Here is a 9,160-nt window from a genome sequence, read left to right on the forward strand (position 1 = left end):
ATTTTTCGGGCGGGGCGAAAAACGCCGAATCCCCGTTTTTGCGGGGATTCGGAAGGGGCGGAGGAGGTTGTCCGGCCTGCGGTCAGTAGGTGAACGAACTGCCGCCGATGAATTCGCGCAGGATCGACGTCGGCGGGATCTCGTCCGAGGGGATCGGAATGAAGTTGTCCAGGAACTTGAGCATGCGCCGCGCCTCGTCGAACTCCGGCACCGTGTCGGGCACCTCGCGCAGGATCTTCTCCGCATAGGGGCGCAGCACCGAGATCTCGTAGAACAACGACGAGTTGAGCATCACGTCGGCATTCTCCTGATAGGGGAAGATGTGCCGCTCCTCGCCGCGGCGCACCGAGGCCCAGCGCGAAAGCGTGTGCAGGGCATCGGCTCCGCGCTGCTTGTAGTCGCGCGTCAGACGCCGCAGCAGGCGGTTGTCCGTCGTGGCGATGCGCGAGAGGTTGTCCATGGCCACCGACGTGAAGCACGAGATGTAGATGCGGAACTTCTTCGAGTCGGGGATCGAGGGGGTCAGCCGCGGATTCAGGCCGTGGATCCCCTCGATGATGAGGATCGACCGCTCGTCGAGCGTCAGCGGCGTGCCGTGCTGCGTACGGCGCCCGGTGATGAAGTCGTAGCGCGGGATGTCGACGCTCTGGCCGGCCATCAGCCGCCGCAGGTGGTCGTTGAACAGCTCGAGGTCGATCGCCTCGAGGGCTTCGTAATCGTACTCGCCGTTCTCGTCGAGGGGGGTCTTCTCGCGGTCGACGAAGTAGTCGTCGAGCGAGATCATCACGGGCCGCAGCCCCAGCACGCCCAGCTGGATGCCGAGCCGCTTGGCCGAGGTGGTCTTGCCGCTCGACGAGGGGCCCGAGATCAGCACCATGCGGATGCCGCGCTCGGCGTTGGCGCGCTGGATGGCGTCGGCCACGTCGGCGAACTTCCGCTCGTGGAACGCCTCGGCCATCTTGATCATGCCGCCGGCATCGCCGGCCAGCGTACGGGCGTTGACCGCCCCGATGGTCGGGACGCCCATCAGCGTCACCCAAGACTGGTACTCCTGGAAGATCGAGAACATCTTCTCCTGCTGGACGTTCTTGTTCAGCCGGTCGGGATCCGTGCGCAGCGGGAGCGCCAGGTAGAAGCCGTTGTAGCAGGGTTCGAGGTCGAACAGGTCAAGATAGCCCGTCGAGGGGGCCAGCGAGCCGTAGAAATAGCCCGCCGTGTCGTCCAATGTATAAAGGTCGCTGTAGAGGCGCGGACGGGTGTCGAGCAGTTCGATCTTGTCCGCGAAGCCCTCCTCGGCGTAGCGGGCCCGGACCTCGGAGGTGAGCATCCGGCGGCGTTCGATCGGAAGGTCCTGCTCGACCAGCGCGCGCATGCGGTCGCACAGACGGTCGGTTTCGGACTGGGAGAAGCGGTCGATCCCTTCGATTTCGCAGTAGAAGCCGCTCTGGCCCATCGAATGGCGGATGTGGAGCCGCCGGCCCGGGTAGAGGTCCTTGACGGCCTTCTGCAGCAGGAACCACGCCGTGCGCTGGTAGACGCGGATGCCGGCAAACGAGGTGATGTCGACGAAGCGGACCGTCACGGGGGTATAGACCCGGTAGCTGAGCTCCTTGATGCGGTTGTTGACGAAGGCGGCCAGGAAAGGGTGAGGCCCCGGCGTGATCCGCCCGGCGATCTGCCGCAGCGGGGTCCCCATCTCCACGGAGAGCTTCCCGCCGAGGTTTTCGCAGATGATCTGAATGGTATCGTTCATCGGAAAAATTTGGCTGTATCGAAGCCAAAGATAGGAATAATTCGTACATTTGGCAATCGATTTTCCGAAATGAAAAACAATGTCGTGAATATGAAAAAGTTGCTCCAGGGGGTGCTGGCCATGTCCGTGGTCGTTGCGGCCGCCTGCACGCCCCGCGAAACGACCCTCGTGGTGCTGTCGACCAACGACATGCACGCCCGCATTCAGAACTTCCCGCGTCTGGCCGCCGCCGTCGAGGCCTGCCGCGATACGGCCCGGCTGGTGGTGCTGGCCGACGCCGGTGACCGCTGGACCGGCAACGCCTACGTCGACAAGGCCCCGACTCCCGGCATGCCGGTCATTGCGCTGATGAACCGCCTGGGCTACGACGTGGCCACGTTCGGCAACCACGAATTCGACTTCGGGCAGGCCCATCTGGCCCGGATGATCGACAGCATGGACTTCAAGGTGGTCTGTGCCAATCTGGAGAGTGATACGTGCATCTTCCCGCAGCCGGCCTCCTGGACGATCATCGAGCGGGGCGGAATCCGCATCGGCGTGGTCGGCGTGGTGACCAACTACGAGGGCCCGGGCCATCCGGCCGGCAACGACGCCAATTTCGAGGGGTTGCGCTTCCCCGATCCGCAACAGGCGGCCCGCCGCTGTGCCGATTCGCTGCGCTCGAAGGTCGACGTGCTGGTGCTCCTCTCGCACATGGGCGATGACCGCGATGCCGAACTCCTTGCCACGGAACACCGCTACGATCTGGTGATCGGTGGCCACACCCACGAGCTGCGTGATACGCTCATCGGCGGCACGCTGCTCACCCAGACGGGCAAGAATCTGACCAACGTCGGCGCCACGACCATCCGCCTGCGCGGGAAGAAGATCGCGGCGATCGACTATCGCATCGTCCCGCTGGCGGACTACGCCCCCGATTCGCTCGTTCGGGCCGAGGTCGACCGTTATTATGCCGATCCGGAGCTGAACCGTCCGGTGGGTGAATTCGCCCGTGCGGCCAGCGGCTGGGGTGTGGCCAACTGGATGGCCCGTGGCGTGGCCGACAAGACGGATGCCGAGGTGGGATTCTACCACGTCGGCGGCGTACGGCTGGATTCGATCCCGGCCGGCGGCATGAGTACGGCGCGCGTCTACGACCTCGAACCCTTCGACTCGCGGATTGCCGTGATGCGTATGACGCCGGCCCAGATGCGGCGGATGATCCTCACGAAGTACAACGATACGGAGAACCGCAAGGAGTCGCACCGCATCGATCTCATCTCGACAACCCCCTATGAGATCGTCACCAATGCCGCCGACAGCGCGCTGGATGTGCGTTTCCCGCAGCTGCGCGAGGGGCGTATGTACCGTGTGGCCATCAGCGACTACGTCTTCAAGAACTACCACGATCTGGACTATGTCGACGGTGCGATCACCGACATCAAGGTGGCTGACGTGCTGCTCGAAGAGCTGGAGGAGGATTCGCCGCTCGAGCCCGACAACCGGCCGCATCAGCGCATCGTCCGCCCGTAGAAGCGGCCGCTCTGAACCGCCGGCCGCGAAAAACGGCTGAAAAAATTTGATTTTCAGCCAAAAAGCCGTACCTTTGCACTCCGCAAGCCCGGGAGATTGCTCCCGCGCGCGGGCAAAAACTTTATTATTAACCATTTAACGAGCGATTGTATCGCAAAAACAATTTCCAACATGGAAGAAGCAAAGAAAGTCGCAAACGAGAATTTCGACTGGAACGCCTTTGAAAACGACCTGGCCGTATCGGATCAGGACAAGACCCAGATCACCGAAGCCTACGACAAGACGCTGTCGAATGTCAACGTCGGCGAAGTGGTTGAGGGTACCGTAACCGCCATCACCAAGCGTGAGGTCATGGTCAACATCGGCTACAAGAGCGAGGGCGTGATTCCCGTCTCGGAGTTCCGCTACAACCCCGATCTGAAGGTGGGCGACCAGGTGGAGGTCTACGTGGAGTCGGCCGAGGACAAGAACGGTCAGCTCTCCCTCTCGCACAAGAAGGCCCGTCAGCTCAAATCGTGGGATCGCGTCAACGAGGCCCTCGAGAAGGACGAGGTTATCAAGGGTTACATCAAGTGCCGTACGAAGGGCGGTATGATCGTCGACGTATTCGGCATCGAGGCCTTCCTCCCCGGCTCGCAGATCGACGTGAAACCCATCCGCGACTACGACGTATATGTCGACAAGACCATGGAATTCAAGGTTGTCAAGATCAACCAGGAGTTCCGCAACGTGGTCGTTTCGCACAAGGCCCTCATCGAGGCCGAACTCGAGGCTCAGAAGCAGATCATCATGTCGAAGCTCGAGAAGGGTCAGATTCTCGAGGGTACCGTCAAGAACATCACCTCCTACGGCGTATTCGTCGACCTGGGCGGCGTAGACGGTCTGATCCACATCACCGACCTCTCGTGGGGTCGCGTAAACCACCCCGAAGAGATCGTTTCGCTCGACCAGAAGATCAACGTCGTAATCCTCGACTTCGACGAGGCCAAGAAGCGTATCGCCCTGGGTCTGAAGCAGCTCACCCCGCATCCGTGGGAGGCGCTCGATCCCAACCTCAAGGTGGGTGACAAGGTCAAGGGCCGCGTGGTCGTTATGGCCGACTACGGCGCCTTCGTCGAGATCGCTCCCGGTGTGGAGGGTCTGATCCACGTTTCGGAGATGTCCTGGAGCCAGCACCTGCGTTCGGCTCAGGAGTTCCTGAAGGTCGGCGACGAGGTTGAGGCCGTCATCCTGACCCTCGACCGCGAGGAGCGCAAGATGTCGCTCGGCATCAAGCAGCTTACGCCCGATCCCTGGGAGAATATCGAAACCAAATACCCCGTCGGAACCCGTACGATGGCCAAGGTGCGTAACTTCACGAACTTCGGCGTATTCGTTGAGATCGAGGAGGGCATCGACGGTCTGATCCACATCTCGGACCTCAGCTGGACCAAGAAGATCAAGCACCCGGCCGAGTTCACCCAGGTAGGTGCCGACATCGAGGTTGTCGTCCTGGAGATCGACAAGGAGAACCGTCGCCTCTCGCTGGGTCACAAGCAGCTCGAAGAGAATCCCTGGAACACCTTCGAAAACCAGTTCCCCGTAGAGAGCATCCACGAGGGTACGATCACTGAACTTACGGACAAGGGTGCCGTCGTATCGCTGGGTGAGAATGTCGAGGGCTTCTGCCCGTCGCGCCAGCTCGTCAAGGAGGACGGCACGACCCCGAAGGTGGGCGACAAACTCAACTTCAAGGTCATCGAATTCTCGAAGGCTACGCGCCGTATCACCCTCTCGCACCTGCGCACCTATGACGATGCCCGTAAGGAGGCCGTTGCCGCCGAGAAGGCCGAGAAGCGTGCTGCTGCCGACGCTACGAAGTCGACCGTGAAGAAGATCAACGCTTCGGTTGAGAAGACCACCCTGGGCGACATCGCCGGCCTGGCCGCTCTGAAGAGCGCCATGGAGGCTGCCGAGGCCAAGGAGGCCAAGGAGGCTGCCGCCAAGAAGGAGGAGTAATCTTCCCGGGGGGGGGAGCGGGTGTGGAGGCCTGATGGCTGCATGATCCCGAGACACTCCGACCCCAGAAAATCCCCCGAACCGATCAGCAACGCCCGCACTCTTTTCTGAGTGCGGGCGTTTTTTTGCTCCGATCTTTGGCCGTCCGCCCGAAAACCGCTATCTTGTGACCCTTGAAACACGGAGCTTATGATGACCCGACTGCACCGATTGACCCGATTTGCCGCTATGAAACGAACCGCCCGAACAGGATGGTTGCCGATCTTGCTGACTCTGCCGATTTTCCTTGTCTGCCTGCCCTCACAGCCGGTTGCAGCCATAACCCCGTCACGGGTGACCGCCCAGTATCCTGCCGGATTCGGAACCCCGCCGATGAATTATTCAAAGGATGCGTGGCGGGTTTGGTTCCGTGGCCGCGAGGTTGTCGATGCCGTTCCCTCGTCGTTCGTGGATCTGGGCGACGGTTACGGCAAGGATGCCTGGAGGGCCTTTTTCGAGGGGCGCCCCGTAATAGATGCCGCGGCTCAATCGTTCACGGTGCTTTGCGACGGGTATGCCCGCGATGCATGGCGCATCTATTGGTGCGGCCGTCCGGTGGCTGATGCCGCCCCGTCGTCGTTTGAGACACTCGGCTGGGGGTATGCACGCGATGCGTGGCGGGTCTTCTGGAACGGTCAACCCCTGTCGGAGGTTGCCCCGTCGTCGTTCGAGGTGCTGGGCGACGGTTATGCACACGATGCGTGGCGGGTCTTTTGGAGCGGCCAACCCCTGTCGGAGGTTACCCCGTCGTCGTTCGAGGTGCTGGGCGACGGCTATGCACACGATGCGTGGCGGGTCTTCTGGAACGGCCGGCCTCTGTCGGATGCCGCTCCGTTATCGTTCGAGGTGCTGGGCCGAGGCTATGCCCGTGATGCCTGGCGGGTCTGGTTCCGCGGCCGCGAACTCCCCGGAGCCTCACCATCCGATTTCCTGCCGCAATATTGATGACCGGCCGACCGGAAATCATTGGCAGTCGGATGGCCCTGCGTGGCTCTTGTATGACTCTGTGAGGTTCTGCGTGACTCTCGGGGTTTCGAGGGCTTGCGCGGTTCTGGATGGTTTTAGCGGGGCTGCGCGGTTCTGCGAGACTCTGTGCGGCTCTGTGCGGCTCTGTGCGGCTCTGTGCGGCTCTGTGCGGCGCTGGCCTCGATAACGGCCATCTCTCCAGCTCCGCATGGGGGGGGGAAGAACTCTCCGTTTAAACGCCCTCCCGCTCCCCGCCTTCACTGGTCTCTTCCCCGCGTCTCCTCCCGCCTCCTCCCATTTCCTTCTCCCGTCTCCACAGATCTTCCCGCCTTCACTGGTCTTCTCTCCGCGTCTCCTTATGCCCCTCCCCACAACCTCTCGCCAGCCAACACAAAAAAGGCTCTCCGCTGAGCGGAAAGCCTTTTTTCGTGATCGGAAGTCGACGCCTTATTCGGCAGCCACCACCGAGAATTTGATCGTAGCCTTGACCTCCTTGTGCAGACGGGCCGAAGCCTCGTACTCGCCGACGGTCTTGATGGGCTCGACGGTGATCTGCTTGCGGTCGATGGTGATACCCTTGCCGGCCAGGGCCTCGGCGAGGTCCGTAGCGGTTACCGTACCGAAGAGCTTGCCCTCCTCGGCCTTCATCGAAAGCGTCAGCGGCAGGTTTGCAATCGTCTCGGCCAGCGCCTGGGCATCAGCCAGGATCTTGGCGTCCTTGTGAGCGCGCTGTTTGAGATTCTCGGCCAGGACTTTCTTGGCGGAAGCCGTAGCGGCCTTGGCCAGACCCTGGGGAATCAGATAGTTGTTGGCGTATCCGGGTTTTACATTGACGATGTCATTGGCGTAACCCAGCTTCTCGATATCTTTGATCAGAATTACCTCCATGGTTGTCCTCCTTTAAATTATTTCATGCAATCGGTTACGAAGGGCAGGATAGCCAGGTGACGTGCACGTTTGACGGCCTGTGCGACCTTCTTCTGGAACTTCTGCGAGGTTCCGGTCAGACGGCGGGGCAGAATCTTGCCCTGTTCGTTGAGGAACTTCTTGAGGAACTCACCGTCCTTGTAGTCTACATACTTGATGCCGAGCTTCTTGAAGCGGCAGTATTTCTTCTTTTTAACGTCGACCGATACGGGGTTGAGGTAACGGATTTCCGACTGAGCCTTGTTTTCCTGTGCCATGGTTTACTCCTCCTGTTTGTTAGCAAGTTTAGCACGACGCTTCTCCGAGTACTCAACGGCGAATTTGTCCTGCTTGAAAGTCAAGAAACGGATCACGCGCTCGTCGCGGCGATACTGCGTTTCGAGGGTGTTGATCAGCGAGCCTTCGCCCGTGAACTCCATCAGGAAGTAGAAACCGGTGGTCTTCTTCTGAATCGGGTAGGCGAGCTTGCGAAGGCCCCACGACTCCCGGTTCACGATCTGACCGCCGTTTTCGGTGATGACACCCTGGAATTTGTCAGCGACCTCCTGTACCTGCGCATCGGACAGCACGGGCGTGACAATGAAAACGGTTTCGTAATTGTTCATAATGCGTTTAATTAGTTGTTAGTCCCATTTCGGGACCGCAAAGATACGGATTAAATCGGGAAAAGAAAAATTTGGTGTGGAAATTTTTCTTCAAGAGGGTGGTTTTCGGTGCTTTGTACGGGGAAAGGGCGTGGTGGTCCGGTCTATCGCCAAGGACCTGCCGATCCGTGCCGAGTTTCGGGCGCACAAGGCAGGCTTCTTAGGCGTCAAAGTCCGGTTTTATCGCCAAGGACCTGTCGATCCGTGCCGAGTTGCGGGCGCATAAAAGAGGCTTCTTAAGCCTCCTGGGGGAAGCCCTGGGCCTTCAGCCGGATCTCGCCGCCGTCAGGCGTCACGAGGTAGGCGCCGGTCGATTCGGCCGTGATGTGGCCGATGACGTCCACCAGTCCCAGTCGCATCACCTGCTCCTGCATGGACAGCGGTACGGTGAAGAGCAGTTCGTAGTCCTCACCGCCGTTCAATGCCGCCACGACCGGGTCCGTGTGCATCTCCTCGGCCAGCGAGGTGGTCTGCTGCGCGATGGGAATCCGCTCGAGGTAGATCCGCGCACCGCACTTCGACGACTTGCAGATCTGCATCAGATCGCTGGCCAGACCGTCCGAGAGGTCGATCATCGAGGTCGGGAGGATCTTCTCCTCGCGGAGCGTTTCGATGATGTCCGTACGCGGGCGCGGCTTCAGGTACTTTTCCAGCAGGTATTCATATCCCTTGAACTGCGGCTCGGGGTTTGCGACGTCGGCCAGGACCCGCTTCTCGCGCTCCAGCAGCTGAAGCCCCATGAAGGCGGCGCCGAGATTGCCCGTGATGCAGATCAGGTCGTGGAGCTGTGCTCCGCTGCGGCGGACGACCTCCTGTTTCGGAGCGTGCCCCAGTACGGTGACGGTGATTACGAGCCCGGTCATCGAGGCGCGTGTGTCGCCTCCCACCAGGTCGATCTCCTGCTCGCGGCAGGCAAATGCGATTCCCTTGTAGAGATCCTGCAGCGCTTCGACCGGTATTTTGGCCGAGACGCCCAGCGAGACGGTGATCTGCGACGGCCGTGCGTTCATGGCCAGAATGTCGCTCACGCCGGCCGTCACGACCTTGTATCCGAGGTGTTTGAGCGGGAAATAGGTGAGGTCGAAATCCACCCCTTCGTAGAAGGAGTCGGTGGTGCAGAGCAGCGTCTCGCCGTCGGGCGGAGCGATCACCGCGGCATCGTCGCCGACACCCGTGAGCGAAGAGGGTTGGCGCAGGGGGAAATCCTTCGTCAGGAGGTCGATCAATCCGAATTGTCCGAGCGTGGCGATCTCGGTGCGTTTTTTGGGCTCCATGTTTCTGAATTTTTTTACAAAAGTAGCCAAACATTCTTTATTTGGAC

Annotated in this window: 8 protein-coding genes; 3 read left to right on the forward strand and 5 right to left on the reverse strand. The window is 60.6% G+C overall.

What is annotated here, in order from left to right:
• Nucleotides 1–82: 82 nt before the first annotated feature.
• Nucleotides 83–1,753 carry a nucleoside kinase gene (locus tag PUQ42_RS08240; RefSeq protein ID WP_122119800.1) on the reverse strand — a complete coding sequence of 557 codons (1,671 nt, stop codon included), beginning with the start codon at nt 1,751–1,753 and terminating at the stop codon, nt 83–85.
• Nucleotides 1,754–1,843: 90 nt separating this feature from the next.
• Here PUQ42_RS08240 and PUQ42_RS08245 point away from each other — a divergent pair, with 90 nt between their 5' ends.
• The 3 genes from PUQ42_RS08245 (at nt 1,844) to PUQ42_RS08255 (ending at nt 6,247) form a co-directional block, all read left to right on the forward strand.
• On the forward strand, nt 1,844–3,265 hold the full coding sequence (locus PUQ42_RS08245; protein ID WP_273372827.1) for a bifunctional metallophosphatase/5'-nucleotidase: 1,422 nt from the start codon (nt 1,844–1,846) through the stop codon (nt 3,263–3,265).
• 171 nt (nt 3,266–3,436) lie between these two features.
• The gene (gene rpsA / locus PUQ42_RS08250; RefSeq protein ID WP_273372829.1) at nt 3,437–5,263 is read left to right on the forward strand and encodes a 30S ribosomal protein S1; all 1,827 of its coding nucleotides are present in this window, start codon (nt 3,437–3,439) and stop codon (nt 5,261–5,263) included.
• Nucleotides 5,264–5,635: 372 nt separating this feature from the next.
• Nucleotides 5,636–6,247: a DKNYY domain-containing protein gene (locus tag PUQ42_RS08255; protein WP_162992799.1), complete on the forward strand. Its 612-nt coding sequence runs from the start codon at nt 5,636–5,638 to the stop codon at nt 6,245–6,247.
• A 468-nt stretch (nt 6,248–6,715) separates the two neighbouring features.
• Here PUQ42_RS08255 and rplI read toward each other — a convergent pair whose 3' ends face one another.
• The 4 genes from rplI to thiL all read right to left on the reverse strand — a co-directional run bounded on the left by rplI (nt 6,716) and on the right by thiL (nt 9,113).
• Entirely contained in the window at nt 6,716–7,156 is a 441-nt protein-coding gene (gene rplI / locus PUQ42_RS08260) for a 50S ribosomal protein L9 (RefSeq protein WP_087311377.1), read from the reverse strand.
• A gap of 17 nt (nt 7,157–7,173) precedes the next feature.
• Nucleotides 7,174–7,452, reverse strand: a complete 279-nt coding sequence (gene rpsR, locus PUQ42_RS08265) for a 30S ribosomal protein S18 (RefSeq protein ID WP_018694586.1) — start codon at nt 7,450–7,452, stop codon at nt 7,174–7,176.
• Between the two features lie 3 nt (nt 7,453–7,455).
• Entirely contained in the window at nt 7,456–7,800 is a 345-nt protein-coding gene (gene rpsF / locus PUQ42_RS08270) for a 30S ribosomal protein S6 (RefSeq protein ID WP_087311376.1), read from the reverse strand.
• Nucleotides 7,801–8,075: 275 nt separating this feature from the next.
• Complete coding sequence (thiL, locus tag PUQ42_RS08275; protein ID WP_273372899.1) at nt 8,076–9,113, reverse strand: thiamine-phosphate kinase; 1,038 nt, start codon at nt 9,111–9,113, stop codon at nt 8,076–8,078.
• Between the last annotated feature and the right edge of the window lie 47 nt (nt 9,114–9,160).

Origin of the sequence: Alistipes megaguti (assembly GCF_944320325.1) — a bacterium.
In the GTDB taxonomy this organism is placed as follows: Bacteria; Bacteroidota; Bacteroidia; order Bacteroidales; family Rikenellaceae; genus Alistipes; species Alistipes megaguti.

Excerpts from the sequence above, each read along its gene's own strand:
- PUQ42_RS08240 (WP_122119800.1), bottom strand. The coding sequence starts at position 1,753 with ATGAACGATACCATTCAGATCATCTGCGAAAACCTCGGCGGGAAGCTC.
- PUQ42_RS08245 (WP_273372827.1), top strand. The coding sequence starts at position 1,844 with ATGAAAAAGTTGCTCCAGGGGGTGCTGGCCATGTCCGTGGTCGTTGCG.
- rpsA (WP_273372829.1), top strand. The coding sequence starts at position 3,437 with ATGGAAGAAGCAAAGAAAGTCGCAAACGAGAATTTCGACTGGAACGCC.
- PUQ42_RS08255 (WP_162992799.1), top strand. The coding sequence starts at position 5,636 with ATGAATTATTCAAAGGATGCGTGGCGGGTTTGGTTCCGTGGCCGCGAG.
- rplI (WP_087311377.1), bottom strand. The coding sequence starts at position 7,156 with ATGGAGGTAATTCTGATCAAAGATATCGAGAAGCTGGGTTACGCCAAT.
- rpsR (WP_018694586.1), bottom strand. The coding sequence starts at position 7,452 with ATGGCACAGGAAAACAAGGCTCAGTCGGAAATCCGTTACCTCAACCCC.
- rpsF (WP_087311376.1), bottom strand. The coding sequence starts at position 7,800 with ATGAACAATTACGAAACCGTTTTCATTGTCACGCCCGTGCTGTCCGAT.
- thiL (WP_273372899.1), bottom strand. The coding sequence starts at position 9,113 with ATGGAGCCCAAAAAACGCACCGAGATCGCCACGCTCGGACAATTCGGA.